This window comes from Pseudomonas sp. GW823-FHT04A03 (assembly GCF_058796615.1).
In genome coordinates, this window is sequence record NZ_JBXAIV010000014.1 from 1 (window position 1) to 19,290 (window position 19,290).

Below are 19,290 nucleotides of genomic sequence, written 5' to 3' on the forward strand. Positions count from 1 at the left end.
CTTAAAATACAAAACGCCCGATGCGGTGCATCGGGCGTTAGGGTGAAACAGGTGTAAACCTATTTCAGGACTAGACAGCCAGAGCGGTCAACCGGCGATGGCGCGATCCACCGAGAGCTTGCCGGCGCCTTCGATCAGCACCGCGAGGCTGCCACCGAGCAGGGCCAGAGCGAACTCGTAACCGTTGTTGGCCATGAACAGACCGTTGCTGATGTGCACGGTGAAGATCGCCACCAGCGACAGGAAGGTCAGACCCAGTGCCGCCGGGCGAACCAGCAGGCCGATGATCAGCGCCAGACCGGCGAAGAACTCGGTGCCTCCCGCCAGGGTGGCCATCAGGTAACCCGGGGTCAGGCCGATGCTTTCCATGTATTGCGCAGTGCCCGCCAGGCCGTAGCCACCGAACAGGCCGAAGAGTTTCTGCGAGCCGTGGGCGGCGAAGATCACGCCGACGGCAATGCGCAGAATGGTCAGACCGTAGCCGGCGCGGGTGAACAGAACCTTGTTGATCAGAGAGCTCATGTTGCGTTTCCTTGTTGTCAGAAGTGCTTGTTGGTTGGCCGCTATATTAATCAGTTAATTTCATGTTAAAAGCGCAAATATTCCGCCATAACAATCAATTTATTAGATCATTTGCGTGAGACCACTTTCTGCCCCCGGGGCTCCAACGACTCCCGCTCCCGGTCGAACGCCAAGTAATACTTGTTCACGCTATTAACATAGCTGACGGCCCCCATTCCCACCTGCTCCATGGCAATGCGCTCGACCTGGAAGAACCACTGGTTGGGATTCAGGCCGCGACGCCGCGCTTCGGCACGCATGCCTTGCACCCGCTCCGGGCCGATGTTGTACGCCGCCAGAGTGAACGCCATGCGCTCGCGTTCGTTGAGCTTGGGGCTATTGAAGAACTTGCGGCGGATCATCGCCAGGTACTTGGCCCCGGCCTGCACATTCGCATCGAGATTCTGGATATTGTTGACGCCGACCCGCTGCGCAGCGGACGGCGTGATCTGCATCAGCCCAGTCGGGCCGCTGCCGCTGCGCGCGTTGGGCTGCAGTGCCGACTCCTTGAACGCCAGCGCCGCCAGGTTGAGCCAGTCCATGTTTTGCGCTTCGGCGTGCTTCTGCAGGGTCGGGCGCAGTTTTTCCAGGCGCTGGCGATCAGCCTTCGCCAGCGGATAGTGCACTTGATACAGACGGCGGTAGATCCGCAGGAACGCCGCATCTTCGTTCGACGGTTTTTTGTAGCCGGTCAGGAAGCGGTCGATGCTGGCCCGCAACATCGAGGCATCACGGCGCACGAACCAGTATTCCTCGCCCGGTTCGCTGATCATCACCTGACGGTCGAAACGCAGCTTGGGCAGGATCTTGCCCCACCGCTCGGCAATTGGTTGCTCGACGATGGTCAGGTGGAAGATCCCACCCTGAACCATCTCCAGCACATCCTCGACCGCCAGCGTCGGATCGACCCATTCGATCTTGATCGGCGCCAGTTTGTGCAGCGCCAGCTTCTGGTTGAGCTGACTGACCGCCTCCCCCGCCGCACTGCCGGTGGGCAGCGCCAGGGTTTTGCCGGCCAGTTGCTCGACCTTGGTGTAGCGCTTTTCACCCTTGATGCCGACCAGCACCAGCGGCACGTTGCTGGCAATCGGCTCGCTACTGGCGACCGCGTGGCCCGGTTGCAGCTCGAGCAGTTCACCCGGCGCAACAAGATCGCCTTCGCCGCGTTGCAACGCACCGAGCAATTGATCCTTGGCTTTGGGGATGATCTTGAGGGTAATTTCCTGGCCGTCGCGAGCGTGGCCATTGAGGTATTGCTCGAAGGCGCGCAGGCGGTGGTATTCGATGCCGATGGCCTGGCCCTGGACTTCGCCGGAGCTGTTGCGGCTCTGATTGACCAGCACCCGCAACACGCGGCTGCTGCGGATTTCGGTCAGGTCGCGGACCTTGGCGGCCGGCACGGCTTGCAGCGGTCCGGGCAGCCGCGCAACCGCCGTCATCGGCAGCAGCAACGAACCACACAGCAGGAGCAAAACCGAGGGACGAACCATCCACTCTCCGGAAAGAATACGAGGCGTTTTTACCGCTGAGCGGTCGCAAAACACCGACGAAAACAGAGCGCCTGGAGCGCTGATAAAGTGCGAGAGACTGGCACAGTGATGGCAACTCTGCCAACCCGTGTTGCTTCGCGGCCTCAACAGACAGCCATAAGCCGTTGTAGTTCTTGGCTTTTCTTATAAATCTACAGCTCTGATATGCTTTCCGGCCTTCGGCCCGAGGTAGCACCATGCAACTCATCGATATCGGCGTCAACCTGACCAACCCCAGTTTCGCCGACAAACACCAGGCCGTGCTCGACCGCGCCTACGCTGCCGGGGTCTGCCAACTGGTGCTGACCGGCACCAGCGTCGAAGGCAGCGAACAGGCGCTGGAGCTGTGCCAGCAACTGGATCCGGACGGCCAGCGACTGTTTGCCACCGCCGGCATTCACCCGCATTCGGCCAGCGACTGGAACGCCGACAGCGCGCGGCGTCTGCGCAGTCTGTTGCAGGAATCGAACGTGGTAGCAGTGGGCGAATGCGGGCTGGATTTCAACCGTGATTTCTCGCCGCGCCCGCAGCAGGAAAAAGTCCTCGAAGAACATCTGGCGCTGGCTGCCGAACTGCAATTGCCGGTGTTCCTGCACGAGCGCGATGCGAGCCAGCGCCTGCTGGAAATCCTCCGTGACTTCCGCGACCGATTGCCCGCCGCCGTGGTGCATTGCTTCACCGGCGAGCAGAAAGCGCTGTTCAGCTACCTCGATCTGGACCTGCACATCGGCATCACCGGCTGGATCTGCGACGAGCGTCGCGGCACCCATTTGCATCCGCTGGTGAAGGAGATCAAACGCGGCCGACTGATGCTGGAAAGCGATGCGCCGTATCTGCTGCCACGCACATTGCGACCAAAACCGAAGAACGGGCACAACGAGCCGGCGTATCTGACCGAAGTGCTGCGTGAAGTGGCGCTGCATCGAGGCGAAACTGAAGAAGACCTGGCGGCCCACACCACCGCCTGCGCCCGGGCGTTCTACGGTTTACCTACCCTGCCCTAGCCGAGGCCAATGCAACACTTGTTGATGCACATCAAGATCCGGACACCTGCGTAGCGGCACAATAATGGCACCTTGCCAAAACTGTTTCCGCTATCAGAGAAGACCTCCATGGGTGCCTGGCTTAGCAATATCTCGCTGAAATACAAATTCTGGGCGGTCAATGCGGTCGCCTTTGTCACCACTCTGTTGCTGGTGCTGTACGCCGTGCAGCTCGAACAACAGGCCCGCAGCCACGCCGCGCAAACCTCGGCCCAGGCCCAGGCGCAGTTGCTCAAGGCCTGGCCGGCCGGACAGGCGCTGCCCAAATCCGATCAGGTACTGACTTTCAAACGCGGCGAAGCGCCGCGCCTCAACGATCAACCGCTGCTGGAGATCACCGACAGCAGCGGCTGGATCGAGATCAGTCACTTGCCGTTGTTCGGTGAAAACCCGCTGCTCGGCGCCGAGGTCTTCAGCCGTGCCGATGGCCAGCAGGTCGCCGTGATCGCCTACGCCCCCAGCCTCAGCCAGGTGTTCAGCGAGCGTTTCGCCAACTACGCGGTGGCGGTGTTCATCCTGATGCTGGCGATGCTTGGCGCCTCACAATTGCTGATCCGTTTTCTGCTCAGTCAGCTCAACACCCTCAAGGACGTGATGCTGCACGTGGAGAAAACCGGCGACCTCGCCGCCCGGGTGCCGCTGGCCTGCAAGGATGAAGTCGGTCAGATGGCCAACGCGTTCAACGCGATGCAGGCCGGTTACCAGCGAGTGGTGACCACCGTGGCCAACACCGCCCGGCAACTCGACGTCGGTGCCGCGCGACTGGCGTCGAGCATGAACGAAGTGCGTCACGGCATGCTCGGCCAGCAGAGCGAAACCGATCAGGCCGCCACGGCGATCAACGAAATGACTGCCACCGTCTACCACATCGCCCAGCACGCCGGCGCCACTCGCGACCTGTCGCAGACCGCCGACGGCCTGGCTGGCAGCGGCCAGCAAGTGGTGAGCCGGGTGCAGACTTCGATTGCCGGCCTGTCCAGCGGCGTGCAGCAGACTGCCGAGATGATTCAGCGTCTGGCCGAGGACAGCCAGAAGATCAACGGCGTGGTCAGCGTGATCCACAGCATCGCCGAACAGACCAATCTGCTCGCGCTCAACGCCGCCATCGAAGCGGCGCGTGCCGGGGAAATGGGCCGCGGGTTCGCGGTGGTCGCCGACGAGGTGCGCAACCTCGCCAAACGCGTGCAGACCTCTACCGATGAAATCACCACCATGGTGTCGGCGTTGCAGGCCGGCACCCGCGATGCGGTCGACTTCATGCAGGAGAGTTCGTACAAGGCTGACGACTGCGTGCAGCAGGCGCAAGAGGCCGGCGAAGCGCTGGCGGAAATCACCGGGGCGGTAGCGCAGATGCGCGAGAGCAACACGCAGATTGCGGTGGCGGCGGAACAGCAAAGCCAGGTTGCAGAGGAGATGAACCGCGCGGTGGTGAGCATTCGCGACGTGACCGAAAACACCGTGCAGCAAACCGTGGATTCGGCGACCACCAGTAATGAGTTGGCGACGCTGGCCGGGGAACTGAACAAGGCGATCGGTCAGTTGAAGCTCTAGGGGGCAACATCAAGAATGGCCATTGTTCCTATCAGTTCAATAGCCAACCTTGATTCGCCGCCCTCGCTGCCCGGGCCTATTCTTCAACCATGTACCAAACATGGATCGAGGAGCAGCAACATGGGCAAACGTCACCCCAACCTTCCCGCGTGGCAATGGCGCGCGTACCCGAACAACCATCAGCACCCGACCAATCTGGTGCTGCACCTGATTGCCGTGCCGCTGTTCATCGTCGCGTTTCTGTTGATCGTCTCGGGTGTGTTCAGCCTGAGTCTGGCCAGCGTGGCGATCGGCGTGATCGGCATCATCGCGGCGCTGGGTCTGCAGCGTCACGGTCACAGCCTGGAGGCGCAAGCCTCCGAGCCGTTCAGTGATCGCAAGGACGCCGTCTCGCGTCTGCTGGTCGAGCAGTTCCTGACGTTTCCGCGGTTCTTCCTCAGTGGAGGCTGGTTCCGCGCCTGGCGTGAACGCCATCGCCGCCATTGAGTCAGGCGAAGATCGTCACCGTCTGCCGACTCATGGCAATCAGTTCACCCTTCGCGCTCCACAGCTTGGCGGCGACATGGCCGTAACCGTCAGCCGCATACTCGATGTCCGCCAGGTATTGGCAAAAATCCAGAGTGCTCAAATCCCGTAACGGCTGAACGAATTCGATGGTCCAGGTCAGCGTGCTGCCCGGTGCCGGTTTTTTCAGATACGGCAACAGCGCGGGCGGCCAGGCATCGACCAGCGCCAGCAGGTGCGCCTCGTTGACCGGCTCCTCTTTCACATCCCCACGCAAACGCACCCAGCCGCCCATCAGCCGCGATTGAGTGCCGGTGAACGGCATGCCGCCGACACTCCAGCGCATCGCCAGATGGCGCATGAACTCGGGGGTTACGCCCTTGATATACGGCAGTTCCTGGCAGTCGTCCCAGTGCTTCATCTCCGGTGCCGGATAGGCTTCAACCGCCACCTCCGACGGCCGCGAGGCCCCGAAGCTGCCTTGCACCATCGTCACCACCTGACCGTTCTGCACGGCGCGCCCCAGCACCTGGCTGACCGCCTTGCCTTCGCGCAGTACCTCGACTTCAAAGCTCACCGGCACTTCGGGCTCGACCGGGCCGACAAAGGTGATCGCCAGCGAACGCACCGGCCGATCGGTTGGAACCTTGGTGCGCATCACTTCAAATTGCAGCGCGGCCACCAACCCGCCAAAACTCGCCCGGCCCTGGCCCCACTCCGCCGGAATCGTGACCTCCGGTTGACGACGGACAGCATCGATCAGATCGCAAAAGCGCATGGGAACCTCGGACACGAAAAAGGGAATGACCGGATCTTAACCAGCGCGGCAGAGCGGCGCAGCGTCCATTCCGGTCAAAGAGACTGACAGATAAGACAGCGGTGCTGCGCGCCAGCGGGTTTCAGGACTTGAAGCAGGCTGTGCTGAGTTTTTCCAGCACCCGGTCGGCCTTGATTTCGGCCTGGATCATGGTCGCCTGCCAGGTGGCGACGCAGGGTTGCAGATCCGGCTCCTGCGCGGCGCGGGCCAGCCATTGCCAGCAATCGTGCCAGTCACCGAGGGCGCCTTGTGCGGATTTCAGACGGGACAACGCGGGTTTCGGCAGGCGATCGAGTTCGGGATAGGCTTCGATGCCGTAACGCACGCGCTTGATCAACAGGCGCAGGCGATGACGATCGTGGGCCGGATCGTGCAGCGCCACGTCGAGGTTTTTCCATTGTTTGCCCAGACGTTTTTCGATGCGCTTGTCCAGACGCTTGAGCAATCCCTGGCGCTCGGACGCGCGCAGAAAACGCGGAAAGGCGTCGAGGATCATCAACAGCGACGCTACTTCCGCGCTAGCCGCCAGCGTCGGGTAAGCCTCGGCCATCTGCGCCATTCGGCGTTGCGCAGCTTCAGGCTGATCATGTTTGATCAGCCAGGCCGCCAGCACCTCGCGGTCGCGCCATGGCGTGGTCAGTTGCCCCACCGCAGCCGCCGCATCTTCCAGCTGCTCGACACCGGGCAAGCCGCGCAACGGTCGCAGCAGGCTGCGCAAACGCCGCACAGTGGTGCGCAAATCATGCAGCGCCTCAGGATCAGTCCGGGCGGTCAAACGTGCCTGACAGGCCAGCAGCCTGACTTCCAGGCTCAAGACATGAGCCACCAACCGATCGACCAACGCAGACATTACTTGCTCCTGAATTCAATGGCGCTGCATGAGTGTGCACCTGCGCAAGTGACCTGCCCTTGCGCCACGTCAGCAGCTTAGCGCCCGGCGCGGGATTCGCGAATGTAGAACCGCGCTTTTTCGGCTTTCTTGGTACAGCCTTCGAACCCTTCGAATTGCTGCTGGGTCTTGGCCGCCGTCAACAACGACAGCGCCTTGGAATAGCTGACGGTGCCGGCAAACCCTTCGGCTTTCGCCAGATCCAGCTCATGCCACGCCGCGTCGAGCTGGCTGCCGCAGCTGTCGCGATAAGCGGTCTTGCCGGCGCAACCGGCCAATGCCAGCGCCATCAACGGCACACAGATCCAGGCTTTCATCACTCACACCTCAAAGATAGGTCAACAGTCGTGCAGGTAAGACGGTACGGCAGCGAAAAAGTGCCTTGTGTCCCGCAATTGCACCGCACTGCAAAAGATAACGCCGACGGGTCATGAAGTATCGAAAAAACGACGCCATCGCTGCCCCGAACGACCCCGGCGATTGTCGCCCGGCCCTCGATGGGTGCATTGTGGAACCTTGCCGGGAGGAAGTCGGATGAAAAAGCGTGTTGCACTGGTGCTGGGCTCCGGTGGCGCCCGGGGCTATGCCCATATCGGGGTCATTGAAGAGATCGAACGACGGGGCTATGACATCAGTTGTATTGCCGGCTGTTCAATGGGGGCCGTGGTCGGCGGAATCTACGCCGCCGGCAAGCTCGACGAGTATCGCAACTGGATCGAAAGCCTGGATTATCTCGACGTGCTGCGTCTGGTGGACGTCAGCTTCCGCCTCGGTGCGATCCGTGGTGAAAAAGTCTTCGGCCAGATCCGCAAGATCGTCGGCGAGATCAACATCGAAGACCTGCGCATCCCCTATACGGCGGTGGCCGCCGACCTCACCAACCAGCAGGAAATCTGGTTCCAGGAAGGCTGCCTGCATCAGGCGATGCGCGCCTCGGCGGCGATTCCCAGCCTGTTCACCCCGGTGATGCAAGGCAACCGGATGCTGGTGGACGGCGGCATTCTCAACCCGTTGCCGATCGTGCCGGTGGTGTCGAGCCATTGCGATCTGATCATCGCGGTCAATCTCAACTCGACCAACCAGCGCCACTACAAACTGCCGGTGATCCAGCGCCCCGCCGCGTTCCGCACGCGCTTCGACAGCCTGATCAATTCGTTGGGCTCGAAGATGCCGTTCCGCCGCAAACAGGCCGAGCAATTGTTGATGCTGGAACAGGAAGCGCTGCGTGCCGAAGCGGCGGACATCAATCCTTGGGTCGAAGGCGCCGAGCCGGAGACCCAGCAACCGGCCGCCGCCCCTGAGCGCGACGGCGCACCGAAATCCGCCACCGGTTCGTTCATCATCGATAACGTCGGGCCGGCGTCACTGCTCGACCTGATCAACCAGAGTTTCGAGGTCATGCAGACCTCGCTGGCGCAGTACAAGATCGCTGGCTATCCGCCGGACATCCTGATCAACGTGCCGAAGCGGGTGTGCCGGTTCTTCGAGTTCTACAAGGCGCCCGAACTGATCGCGCTGGGTCGCGAAATTGCCCGGGATACGCTGGATCGCTACGAGAGCGAACAGAACTAAAGGCTGCTCTCGCTCAACAGGCGATAACCGACGCCCGCCTCGGTCACGATGAATCGTGGCCGGGTCGGATCGTCCGCGAGTTTCTGACGCAGATGCCCGACCACGATCCGCAGGTAGTGGCTGTCCTCGGTGTGGGTCGGCCCCCAGATGTCCTTGAGCAATTGCTGCTGAGTGATCACCCGCCCCGGATGCCGCGCCAGTTGCGCCAGCACGGCGTATTCCTTGCGGGTCAGGGCGACTTCGACGCCGTCGAGCAGCACCCGGCGATACGCCAGGTCCACGGTCAACGGGCCGAAATTCAACGCGGCCTGCTGCGCTTCTCCGGCCGGGGCCTGACGCAACAATGCGCGTACCCGGGCGAGAAATTCCTGAATGCCGAACGGCTTGGTCACGTAGTCATTGGCGCCGCCATCCAGCGCCTGGACCTTCTGCCCTTCGCTGGCGCGCACCGACAGCACCAGCACAGGCGCAGTGGCCCACTCGCGAAACTCGCGCAACACTTGCTGGCCGTCCATGTCCGGCAGGCCGAGGTCGAGCACCAGCAGATCGGGTTTGTTCAGCGCCGCCTGGGCCAGGCCCTCGGCGCCAGTGCCGGCCTCCAGCACTTTGTAGCCCTGGGAAGCGAGGCTGATACGCAGGAACTTGCGGATCTGCGGTTCGTCATCGATGACCAAAATGGTCGCGGTCTGGCTCATGAATTCACATCAACACAAAAGAGTGGCAAGAGAGTAGCTCAGCGCGGATCAGGCTTCACCGTCCATCCCCGGTTGCGTCTGCAACGGCAGGTGCAGGGTGATGCAGGTGCCGCGTCCGTCGATGCCGTCGCCGACACTGATCCGCCCGCCATGGGCGCCGACCATGCCCTGACAGATCGCCAGCCCGAGGCCGGTGCCCTGCCCGCCCCGATCCCCCCGGGCGGCGGTGTAGAACATGTCGAAAATCTTCGCCCGCTCATCGACCGGAATCCCCGGCCCTTCGTCGCTGACCGAGAAAAACACTTCGCTGTCATCCGCCCCGGCGCGCAGTTGCAGACGGCCGTGGGATGGCGAGAATCGGGCGGCGTTTTCCAGCACGTTGACCAGCGCCTGCTCGATCAGCGCGGCATGCACGAACAACAGCGGCAATTCGGCTGGCACATCGGTCGCGACCTGCAATGACGACAACACCGCCCGCAGACGATTGAGCGCACTGCCGACGATGTCCGCCGGCGACACCCAGTCCCGCGCCAGCTTCAGGGCGCCGTGGCCGAGGCGAGTCATGTCCAGCAGGTTCTGGATGTAGCGGTCGAGACGTTCGGCTTCATCGCGAGTGCCTTCGAGCAGCTCGCGGCGATCCTCCAGCGGGATCGCTTCGCCGAGCGCCAGCAGGCTGTCGATGCTGCCGCGCATCGAGGTCAGCGGCGTGCGCAAATCGTGGGACACCGAGGCCAGCAAGGCGCTGCGCAGTTGCTCGGTTTCGCCATGCAGACGCGCGGCTTCCAGGTCATCGGCCAGTTGCGCCCGGGCCAGTGCCTGGGCCAGAGGCTGACTCAACGCGGTCAGCAAACGACGACGTTGGCCGCTCAAAGTCTGGCCCTCTTTGGCGCACACACCGAGCAATGCCAGCGGTCCGTCCTCCACCGACAGCGGCCACCACCACCAGCGCCCGAACGGCAAGGTGCCGGTGCCCATGCCCGCCGGTTGATCGTGTTGCCATGCCCAGTCGGCAGCAGCGCGCTCGGACTCAGTGAACTGCAATGGCCCGCCGGTCTCGACTTTCCAGCCGCCCTGGCCGTCGCGATTGAGCAGACACAGTTGCAGATCGCTCCAGCCATTGAGGTGCTGCGCGGCGGCGCTGACCACGGCCTGGCGATCTGTTGCGGCGGTGAGTTTGCGCGACAGGTCGAGCAGTTCGGTGGTCTCTTCCTGGGTATCGCGCAGTGCCTGCAATTGCCGCCGCTGACGCGCCGCGAGATTGCCGGTGAGCGCCGCCATCAGCAGGAAGAACAGCAAGGTCAGCACGTCTTCTTCGCGCTGGATGCTGAAGGAGAAATTCGGCGGGATGAACAAAAAGTCGTAGGTCAGAAACGACAACGCAGCACAGGCCAGCGCCGGGCCGAGACTGCTGCGCACTGCCACCAGCAGCACCGCCGCAAGAAACACCAGCGAGATGTTCGGCAACGGCAGCACGCTGGACACCGCCCAGGCCAGCGCACTGGCCAACAGCGTGGCGACCAGCGCCAGCGCATAGTCGAACCACACCAGCGTCGGCGCTACACGCGGGCGCGGTTGATGCTGTTCCTGATCACTGTCCAGCACGTTGATTTCCAGACCATGGGCCTGACGCAGCAAACGCGCCGCCAGCCCGCCACCGAACAGACGCCTGCGCAGACGCGGTCGCGACTGGCCCACAAGCACCAGACTCGCCCGCCGTTCAGCCGCATGCTGAATCAGGGTTTTCGCCACTTCGCCGGCCCGCAGCAACACCACTTCGCCGCCGAGGCGTTCGGCCAGTTGCTGGGCGCTTTGCAGGCGCAGGCGCGATTGCTCGTCACGCACGCTGCCGTTGTCGACGTGCACCAGACTCCACGGCAAATGCCGACGCTGGGCGACCCGACTGGCGTGGCGCACCAACCGTTCGGCCTGGGCATCGCCGTCGACCCCGACCAGCAAACGACCGCGCACCGCCGGCGCGGCCTGACCGAGTTGGCGATAGCCCTGAGCGAGATCGTTATCGACCTGCGCGGCAGCGGTCTGCATTGCCAGTTCGCGCAGCGCGGTGAGGTTGGTCTGGGTGAAAAATGCATCGATTGCGGCCCGCGCCTGCTCCGGCACGTAGACCTTGCCTTCGCGCAACCGCTCAAGCAGTTCGCGGGGCGGCAGATCGATCAGCAGCAGTTCGTAGGCTTCCTGCAACACCCAGTCCGGCAGGGTTTCGCGCACTTGCACACCGGTGATGCCGCGCACCTGATCGTTAAGACTTTCCAGATGCTGGACGTTGACCGTGGTGTACACGTCGATGCCGGCGGCGAGCAATTCCTGAATGTCCTGCCAGCGTTTCGCGTGGCGACTGCCGGGGGCGTTGCTATGGGCGAGTTCATCCACCAGCACAAGCTTCGGCTTGGCGGCGAGCAGGCCGTCGAGGTCCATTTCTTCGAGCGTCACGCCGCGATATTCCGAGCGCACCAACGGCAATTGCGGCAGACCGCCTAGCAGCGCTTCGGTTTCGGCGCGGCCATGGGTTTCGACCACCCCGGCGATGACTTTCACGCCTTGGCGCAACTGGCTGTGAGCCGCCTGCAACATCGCGTAGGTCTTGCCCACGCCTGGCGCTGCGCCGAGGAAAACCTTGAGCCGGCCGCGTCCGTCGCGGGGCAAGTCTGCTAACAGCGCGTCGGCGCGGCCGGAGTCACTCATGCTTGAAGCTCTCTCTTCCTGATGTCATCGCGATTTACAGCTTTTCCAGCGCCATGTTCAGCGCAAGCACATTCACCACTGGCGGGCCCACCAGCGGCTGTTCGATGTGCGCGTCGAGCAGTTGCTGCAAGGTCGCCACCGGCAGATTGCGCGCGGCCGCAACACGCGCCAGTTGATAGGCAATCGCGGCCGGTGGCAAGTGCGGATCGAGACCGCTGCCGGAGGTAGTCACCAGCGCCAGCGGCACCGGGCCCTGACCGGGAACTTGCAGCTTGTTGGCGTCATCGATCACCCGAGTGGCCAGCGCCGGGTTGCTCGGCGACAGGTTGCTCGCGCTGCTCGACACGGTGGCAAAGGCACCGGCCGATGGACGCGGATGGAACCAGGCATCACCGACAAAATCCTGAGCGATCAGGGATGAGCCGCGCACCTTGCCCTCGGCATCGCGCACCAGACTGCCGTTGGCCTGCTCGGGGAAGGCGACCTGCGCGACGCCCGTAACGACCAGTGGATAGGCAACGCCGGTGACCAGGGTCATCAGCACCAGCAGGCTCAAGGCCGGACGTAACATTGTGGACATTTCGAAATCCTCGAATTCATGCTTGAAGCGGTGTGCCCGGCACACCGCTGTTCAGGTTCAAACCAGATGCAACGCCGTCAACAGCATGTCGATCGCCTTGATCCCCACGAACGGCACCAGAATCCCGCCCAGGCCGTAGATCAGCAGGTTGCGTCGCAACAGCGCCGCCGCACTCGCCGCCTGCACCCGCACGCCGCGCAAGGCCAGCGGAATCAGCACGACGATGATCAAAGCGTTAAAGACGATCGCCGACAGGATCGCGCTCTGGGGGCTGCTCAAATGCATGATGTTCAGCACGCCGAGTTGCGGGTAGATCGCGGCAAACAGCGCCGGCAGGATCGCGAAGTACTTGGCCACGTCGTTGGCGATGGAAAAGGTCGTCAGCGCGCCGCGAGTCACCAGCAATTCCTTGCCGATCTGCACCACGTCCAGCAGCTTGGTCGGGTCGCTGTCGAGGTCGACCATGTTGGCCGCTTCGCGCGCGGCTTGTGTGCCGTCATTCATCGCCATGCCGACGTCAGCCTGGGCCAGTGCCGGAGCATCGTTGGCGCCGTCGCCGCACATCGCGACCAGACGACCGTCGTTCTGCTCGTGACGGATGCGCGCCAGTTTCTTCTCAGGTGTGGCTTCAGCCAGTACGTCATCGACGCCTGCTTCAGCGGCGATCGCGGCAGCGGTCAGCGGGTTGTCGCCGGTGACCATCACCGTGCGAATCCCCAGCTTGCGCAGCTCGGCGAAACGCTCGCGGATGCCCGGCTTGACCACGTCTTTCAGATGGATCGCGCCGAGCAGTTTGCCGTCGGCGCAGACCAGCAACGGGGTGCCGCCGCTCTGGGCGATCTTGTCGATTTCACGGGACAGCGCCGGGGCCAGATCCTTGCGCTGTTGACCGAGGAAGGCCAGCAGCGAATCCACCGCGCCCTTGCGGAATACACGGCCCTGATAGTCGACACCGGACAAGCGGGTCTCCGCACTGAACGGTACGGCGGTCAGGGTTTCCGGCGAAGGTTCCGGCTGCGGATTGGTGCCGCGCAGGTACTCGACGATGGACTTGCCTTCGGCAGTTTCATCAGCCAGCGAGGCGAACAGCGCACCTTCGGCCAGCTCACGGGCATTCACGCCCGGCGCGGCATATACCGCGCTGCAACGACGGTTACCGAAAGTGATGGTGCCGGTCTTGTCCAGCAGCAACACGTGCACATCACCCGCCGCTTCCACCGCACGACCGGACTTGGCTATCACGTTCAGGCGCACCAGACGATCCATCCCGGCGATACCGATCGCCGACAGCAGGCCGCCGATGGTGGTCGGAATCAGCGTGACCAATAACGCCACCAGAAACACCAGCGGCAGGCTGCCGTTGGCGAAGTGGGCGAACGGCTGCAGGGTCACGACCACCAGCAGGAAGATCAGGGTCAGGCCGATCAGCAGGATATCCAGCGCCACTTCGTTCGGGGTCTTCTGGCGTTTGGCGCCTTCGACCAGCGCGATCATCCGGTCGAGGGTCGATTCACCGGGGTTGGCGGTGATCTTCACCAGCAGCCAGTCGGACACCAGCCGCGTGTTGCCGGTGACGGCGGAACGGTCGCCGCCGGACTCGCGGATCACCGGCGCCGATTCACCGGTAATCGCCGCTTCGTTAACGGCCGCGATGCCTTCGATGACTTCGCCGTCACCGGGGATCATTTCCCCGGCTTCGACGCGCACCACATCGCCCTTGCGCAGGCTGGTGGCCGGTACGACCTGGAAGCTGCCGTTGGCCAGTTTGCGGCGGGCGCTGAGGCCTTCGCTGCCAGCCTTGAGGCTGTCGGCGCGGGCCTTGCCGCGACCTTCGGCGAGCGCTTCGGCGAAGTTGGCGAACAGCACGGTGAACCACAACCACAGGGCGATTTGTGCGGCAACGAAAGTCGGCACACTGCTGTCGGGAATGAAGCACAGCACGGTCGTCAGGATCGCCGTCAGTTCGACCACCAGCATCACCGGCGAGCGCTGCAACTGTCGCGGATCGAGCTTGACGAACGCTTGCACCAGCGCCGGACGCCACAGGGCGCTGATCGCGGTTTTGGGTGCCTCTGCCGACTTGGCAGCTGCCGCTGGTTTTGAAGCTGGAACATGCATATTCATGATGGATTCCTTAGAAGCCCATGCTCAGGTGTTCGGCAATCGGGCCGAGCGCCAGGGTCGGCAAGAAGGTCAGGCCGCCCACCAGCAAAATGGTCACGGTCAACAGGGTCACGAACAGCGGGCCGTGGGTCGGGAAGCTGTTCTGGCCGATCGGTGCGGTTTTCTTCATCGCCAGGCTGCCGGCCAAAGCCAGTACCGGGAGGATGTAACCGAAGCGACCGATCAACATGCCAAGGCCGAGCATCAGGTTGTGGAACGCGGTGTTGGCGCCGAAGCCGCCGAACGCCGAGCCGTTGTTCGCGCTGGCCGAGGTGTAGGCGTAGAGCAATTGGCTGAAACCGTGCGGGCCGGGGTTGCTCACCGCCGCCACCGGGCCCGGCAGGCTCGCGGCAATCGCGCCGAGCACCAGCACGCCGACCGGCATCACCAGCAGGGTCACCACCAGCAGCTGCACTTCGCGGGCCTGGAGTTTTTTGCCGAGATATTCCGGGGTGCGGCCGATCATCAGGCCGGCAAGGAACACCGCGATCAGCACGTTAAGCAACATGCCGTAAAGCCCCGCGCCGACGCCGCCGAAGATCACTTCGCCGACCATCATGTTGACCAGCGCGACCATGCCGCTGAGCGGGTTGAGGCTGTCATGCATGCCGTTGACCGAACCGTTCGACGCGGCGGTGGTGGTCACCGACCAGAGCACGGTGGCGGTGGTGCCAAAGCGCGCTTCCTTGCCTTCCAGCGGCGCGGTTTGTTCGACGGCGACGTTGTTCAAGGCAGGGTTAGGCTGATACTCGGCCCACAGCGAAGTGGCACCGCCAATGATGAACAGCGCGAGCATGCAGCCGATGATGGCGCGGCTCTGACGCAGATCCTTCACGTAGTGGCCGAAGGTGAACACGAGCGCCACCGGGATCAGAATGATCGACGCGACTTCGAACAGGTTGCTCCACGCGGTCGGGTTCTCGAACGGATGCGCCGAGTTGACGCCGAAGAAACCACCGCCGTTGGTGCCCAGTTGCTTGATCGCAATCTGGCTGGCGGCCGGGCCGAGCGGGATCACTTGATCAACGCCCTGCATCGTCACAGCATTCACGTATTGCGCGAAGGTCTGCGGCACGCCCTGCCACACCAGATACAGCGCCAGCAGCAGGCACAGCGGCAGCAGGCCGTAGAGGGTGGCGCGGGTCATGTCGACCCAGAAGTTGCCGAGGGTCTTGGTGGATTTGCGCCCGATGCCACGGCACAGCGCGACCAGCACGGCGAGGCCGGTGGCGGCGCTGACGAAGTTCTGCACGGTGAGGCCGACCATCTGGCTCAGGTAGCTGAGCGACGCTTCGCCGCTGTAGGCCTGCCAGTTGGTGTTGGTCATGAAACTGACGGCGGTGTTGAACGCGAGGGTCCACTCCTGGCCCGGCAGGTTTTGCGGGTTCAGCGGCAGGTGATCCTGAAACAGGAGGATCGCGAACAGCAGCAGGAAACCGGCGAGGTTGAACGCCAGCAGCGCCAGCGTGTACTTCTGCCAGCTCTGTTCGTCCTGTGGGTTAACGCCGGCAATGCGATAGCAGCCACGTTCGACCGGGCCAAGAATCGGCGTCAGCCAGGTGCGCTGGCCCTCCATCACCTTGTAGTAGAAGCGCCCGAGGAACGGCGCCGGCAGCAAGACCACCGCGAAGAATGCGAGGATCAGCCAATAGTCATAACTGTGCATAGCCGCTCCTAAGTCCGATCCGCGCGCAACAGCGCAACCAACAGATAAATGAACAGCCCCACTGCCAACAGCAGTGACACCCCGTCCAGAACGCTCATGGAAGATCTCCGTGTTACGGCGTATTGCCGCGTGTGGAGGCATTGTCGGAAAGGAGGCTGTAAAGGAACGAGACCGAGGGTGCGCGCGAGGCATAAAGAAAGCGTAAAGAGTGGGTTTATGCCTTCTTTACGACGGCATCCGGCGGGCGGCGCACCTGACTGGCGCACAAAAAAGAAGCCATCAAGCCGCGAACATCCCCGATACGACAGCTTTCAGCGCATTACGACCCGCCAATACAAAATGGCACGCCCACTGCACATGCCCTTCCCCGAGCTTTCCAAACCGTTCAGGGAGCAAACGCATGAACACACAACTCAAACCCACGCTGGGCACGTTGCACCTGTGGGGCATTGCGGTGGGGCTGGTGATTTCCGGGGAGTATTTCGGCTGGAGTTACGGCTGGGGCGTCGCGGGAACACTGGGCTTTCTGGTGACCTCGTTCATGGTCGCGACCATGTACACCTGTTTCATCTTCAGCTTCACCGAACTGACCACGGCGATCCCCCACGCGGGCGGGCCGTTTGCCTACAGTCGCCGCGCCTTCGGTGAAAAAGGCGGATTGATCGCCGGACTGGCAACGCTGATCGAATTCGTCTTCGCCCCGCCGGCGATTGCCTTGGCGATTGGCGCGTACCTGAACGTGCAGTTTCCGGCCCTCGATCCGAAACACGCGGCGGTCGGTGCGTACATCGTGTTCATGAGTCTGAATATTCTTGGCGTGAAACTGGCCGCGACCTTCGAGTTGATCGTCTGTGTCCTGGCCGTCGCAGAGCTGTTGGTGTTCATGGGTGTGGTCGCGCCAGCCTTCAGCTTCAGCAACTTCGCGCTCAATGGCTGGGCCGGCTCGGACATCTTCGGTGCACCGGCGATTGCCGGGATGTTCGCGGCAATTCCGTTCGCGATCTGGTTCCTCCTCGCCATCGAAGGCGCGGCCATGGCCGCGGAAGAAGCCAAGGACCCGAAACGCACGATTCCCAAGGCCTACATCAGCGGCATTCTGACCTTGGTGTTGCTGGCCATAGGCGTGATGTTTTTCGCCGGCGGTGTCGGTGACTGGCGCACCCTGTCGAACATCAACGATCCGCTGCCTCAAGCGATGAAAACCGTGGTGGGCGACGATTCCGGTTGGCTGCACATGCTGGTCTGGATCGGTCTGTTCGGGCTGGTAGCGAGTTTCCACGGGATCATTCTTGGCTACTCGCGGCAGTTCTTCGCCCTCGCCCGCGCCGGTTACCTGCCCGCCTCGCTGGCAAAGCTGTCGCGCTTCCAGACCCCGCACCGCGCCATCATCGCCGGCGGCGTGATCGGCATCGCGGCGATCTACAGCGACGGCCTGATCAACCTCGGCGGCATGACCCTCACCGCCGCGATGATCACCATGGCGGTGTTCGGGGCGATCGTGATGTACATCATGAGCATGCTCAGCCTGTTCAAACTGCGTAAATCAGAACCGAATCTGGAGCGCACCTTCCGCGCGCCGTGCTATCCGCTGATTCCGCTGATTGCACTGGTGCTGGCCGTGGTGTGCCTGGTGGCGATGGCCTGGTTCAATGCGCTGATCGGGCTGATCTTCCTCGGTTTCATGGCGGTCGGTTTCGGCTACTTCCTGTTGACCGGCCAATTGCGCGCCAACGCCCCGGCGGACGCGATGCTCACCGGCCTGTAAACCGCGACGGGCATAACCGGCCTAGAATGGAACCACTGCGAATGCACTTCGCTCAAAGTGGTATGCAGCGTTGCATGGCGAAACCCTCGCCCGTCGACCTGCCTTTAAGGAGAGCCGTTATGCCCTGGTATGCCTGGTTGATTCTGGTCGTTGCAATCGGCTCGATCGTCGGCGGTCTGATGATGTTGCGTGACACCGCCAACAAGGTCGAACTGACCGATGAACAACGCAAGCGCGTCGCTGAACGCAATGCCGAAGCGGACATCAAGGACGCGCAGGACCGCTGAACGAAAAACCCCGCCTCAATCGGCGGGGTTTGTTTTTTGTGGCGATTACTTTTCCCACTCGGCCTTGGCAATGTGCAAGCCATGCAGGCCTTTGTACGCCGCACGTTCCGGCTGGCTCCAGCCTTCGAGCAACGCATCGTCCAGACGATAGATTTCCACCCCGAGCGGGCGGCACACGGTCAGCGGATCCTGCGCATCCGGCCCCCACATCGCCAAAGACAAGTCACCACCCGGACAGGTCGACAGCGCGCACAGCAAGTCGATTTCGGCGAAGAACTCCAGGTAATCGCCCTTCTGCGCCGGGCAGGCCTTCATGAAATACAGGTCATCGTGATTCAGGCCGGTGCACTGGAAGATGTTCAGCACGTCATGCACATCGAACTCGGTCAGGCCATGGGGCAACACGGCGCGGGTCAGGTTGGAATGGCAGTGATGATGAAAATCCTCGCCGGTGAGCATTTTGTTCACATAGGGATCGCAGCGCGTGCCAAGCAAATCGTGCAGGCGCCCGCCGTGCTCGTCGATGCCATAGTCGGCCAGGCTGTCATCGGTGATGGTCACCAGAGGTCGCAGGAAAGGCAGGTTCGACCAGAGACGGTCATGAGTGCTGACATGCGCGCCCTGCAGTTGACGGGTGCGTGCCGCCCACATCCGTTCACGCGGATCGTGTGCGTTCCACACATTGAAATCGCCCACCTGGGGCCCGACCGGTGTGGTGACACGAAACACATGTCCTGCCGGAACATGCCAGGCACGCCCGGTGCGGATCGGCACTTCGAATTGTTCGATCAGCGTGCGCCCGTCCTTGCGGTCGCGAATCCGTTCGTAGAAAGGTGTATTGACCTGTAACGCCGAGCCTTTGCTGACCTGATAGGCGGCCGGGTAGTCTTTGTACATGATTCTCCTGCTCCTCAAGTGATGGCAACTTTGCAAGCTGCAACCACTATCCGTGCCAACCGTTGATGGCT

18 protein-coding genes are annotated in these 19,290 nt (G+C 62.6%); 6 read left to right on the top strand and 12 right to left on the bottom strand.

What is annotated here, in order from left to right; translation table 11 throughout:
• Positions 1-87 precede the first annotated feature (87 nt).
• Together AC1Q9F_RS25430 and AC1Q9F_RS25435 are read right to left on the bottom strand one after the other, a co-directional pair.
• The gene (locus tag AC1Q9F_RS25430) at positions 88-522 is read right to left on the bottom strand and encodes a DoxX family protein (protein WP_007950955.1); all 435 of its coding nucleotides are present in this window, start codon (positions 520-522) and stop codon (positions 88-90) included.
• Positions 523-629: 107 nt separating this feature from the next.
• Positions 630-2,051, bottom strand: a complete 1,422-nt coding sequence (locus tag AC1Q9F_RS25435) for an MltF family protein (RefSeq protein WP_085607172.1) — start codon at positions 2,049-2,051, stop codon at positions 630-632.
• A gap of 236 nt (positions 2,052-2,287) precedes the next feature.
• Here AC1Q9F_RS25435 and AC1Q9F_RS25440 point away from each other — a divergent pair, with 236 nt between their 5' ends.
• The 3 genes from AC1Q9F_RS25440 to AC1Q9F_RS25450 all read left to right on the top strand — a co-directional run bounded on the left by AC1Q9F_RS25440 (position 2,288) and on the right by AC1Q9F_RS25450 (position 5,170).
• Positions 2,288-3,094, top strand: a complete 807-nt coding sequence (locus AC1Q9F_RS25440) for a TatD family hydrolase (protein ID WP_492621195.1) — start codon at positions 2,288-2,290, stop codon at positions 3,092-3,094.
• A 108-nt stretch (positions 3,095-3,202) separates the two neighbouring features.
• Positions 3,203-4,684, top strand: coding sequence for a methyl-accepting chemotaxis protein (locus tag AC1Q9F_RS25445; protein WP_346628510.1), 1,482 nt, complete (start codon positions 3,203-3,205; stop codon positions 4,682-4,684).
• A 120-nt stretch (positions 4,685-4,804) separates the two neighbouring features.
• The gene (locus AC1Q9F_RS25450) at positions 4,805-5,170 is read left to right on the top strand and encodes an Mpo1-like protein (RefSeq protein WP_007950951.1); all 366 of its coding nucleotides are present in this window, start codon (positions 4,805-4,807) and stop codon (positions 5,168-5,170) included.
• Position 5,171: 1 nt separating this feature from the next.
• Here the strand turns inward: AC1Q9F_RS25450 and AC1Q9F_RS25455 are convergent, their stop codons facing one another.
• From AC1Q9F_RS25455 to AC1Q9F_RS25465, 3 genes are all read right to left on the bottom strand, one after another.
• A complete protein-coding gene (locus AC1Q9F_RS25455) occupies positions 5,172-5,966 on the bottom strand; it encodes an acyl-CoA thioesterase (protein WP_474731688.1) in 795 nt (264 codons plus the stop codon).
• A 121-nt stretch (positions 5,967-6,087) separates the two neighbouring features.
• Positions 6,088-6,855, bottom strand: a complete 768-nt coding sequence (locus tag AC1Q9F_RS25460) for a CHAD domain-containing protein (protein WP_492621196.1) — start codon at positions 6,853-6,855, stop codon at positions 6,088-6,090.
• A 77-nt stretch (positions 6,856-6,932) separates the two neighbouring features.
• Positions 6,933-7,211: a hypothetical protein gene (locus AC1Q9F_RS25465; protein WP_007950948.1), complete on the bottom strand. Its 279-nt coding sequence runs from the start codon at positions 7,209-7,211 to the stop codon at positions 6,933-6,935.
• 217 nt (positions 7,212-7,428) lie between these two features.
• Between AC1Q9F_RS25465 and AC1Q9F_RS25470 the strand changes: the two genes are divergently transcribed.
• Entirely contained in the window at positions 7,429-8,466 is a 1,038-nt protein-coding gene (locus AC1Q9F_RS25470) for a patatin-like phospholipase family protein (RefSeq protein ID WP_085607182.1), read from the top strand.
• Here the strand turns inward: AC1Q9F_RS25470 and AC1Q9F_RS25475 are convergent.
• From AC1Q9F_RS25475 to kdpF, 6 genes are read right to left on the bottom strand one after another with little or no spacing between them, the layout of a single operon-like run.
• Positions 8,463-9,161 carry a response regulator gene (locus AC1Q9F_RS25475; protein ID WP_039770498.1) on the bottom strand — a complete coding sequence of 233 codons (699 nt, stop codon included), beginning with the start codon at positions 9,159-9,161 and terminating at the stop codon, positions 8,463-8,465. The two genes, AC1Q9F_RS25470 and AC1Q9F_RS25475, sit on opposite strands and share 4 nt — an antisense overlap.
• Positions 9,162-9,209: 48 nt before the next feature.
• Positions 9,210-11,861, bottom strand: a complete 2,652-nt coding sequence (locus tag AC1Q9F_RS25480; RefSeq protein ID WP_007950944.1) for a DUF4118 domain-containing protein — start codon at positions 11,859-11,861, stop codon at positions 9,210-9,212.
• 34 nt (positions 11,862-11,895) lie between these two features.
• Positions 11,896-12,441, bottom strand: coding sequence for a potassium-transporting ATPase subunit KdpC (gene kdpC / locus AC1Q9F_RS25485; RefSeq protein ID WP_134021228.1), 546 nt, complete (start codon positions 12,439-12,441; stop codon positions 11,896-11,898).
• Between the two features lie 57 nt (positions 12,442-12,498).
• Entirely contained in the window at positions 12,499-14,565 is a 2,067-nt protein-coding gene (gene kdpB, locus AC1Q9F_RS25490) for a potassium-transporting ATPase subunit KdpB (RefSeq protein ID WP_007950942.1), read from the bottom strand.
• Positions 14,566-14,575: 10 nt separating this feature from the next.
• Complete coding sequence (kdpA, locus tag AC1Q9F_RS25495; RefSeq protein WP_039770510.1) at positions 14,576-16,270, bottom strand: potassium-transporting ATPase subunit KdpA; 1,695 nt, start codon at positions 16,268-16,270, stop codon at positions 14,576-14,578.
• A gap of 8 nt (positions 16,271-16,278) precedes the next feature.
• Positions 16,279-16,368, bottom strand: coding sequence for a K(+)-transporting ATPase subunit F (gene kdpF / locus AC1Q9F_RS25500; protein WP_007950940.1), 90 nt, complete (start codon positions 16,366-16,368; stop codon positions 16,279-16,281).
• A gap of 302 nt (positions 16,369-16,670) precedes the next feature.
• Here kdpF and eat point away from each other — a divergent pair, with 302 nt between their 5' ends.
• A complete protein-coding gene (eat, locus tag AC1Q9F_RS25505; protein ID WP_492621197.1) occupies positions 16,671-18,035 on the top strand; it encodes an ethanolamine permease in 1,365 nt (454 codons plus the stop codon).
• 119 nt (positions 18,036-18,154) lie between these two features.
• Positions 18,155-18,322 (top strand): DUF2897 family protein, encoded by a 168-nt coding sequence (locus AC1Q9F_RS25510; RefSeq protein WP_007950938.1) that lies wholly within the window; start codon positions 18,155-18,157, stop codon positions 18,320-18,322.
• 45 nt (positions 18,323-18,367) lie between these two features.
• Here the strand turns inward: AC1Q9F_RS25510 and AC1Q9F_RS25515 are convergent, their stop codons facing one another.
• Positions 18,368-19,219: an urea carboxylase-associated family protein gene (locus AC1Q9F_RS25515; protein ID WP_085607190.1), complete on the bottom strand. Its 852-nt coding sequence runs from the start codon at positions 19,217-19,219 to the stop codon at positions 18,368-18,370.
• Between the last annotated feature and the right edge of the window lie 71 nt (positions 19,220-19,290).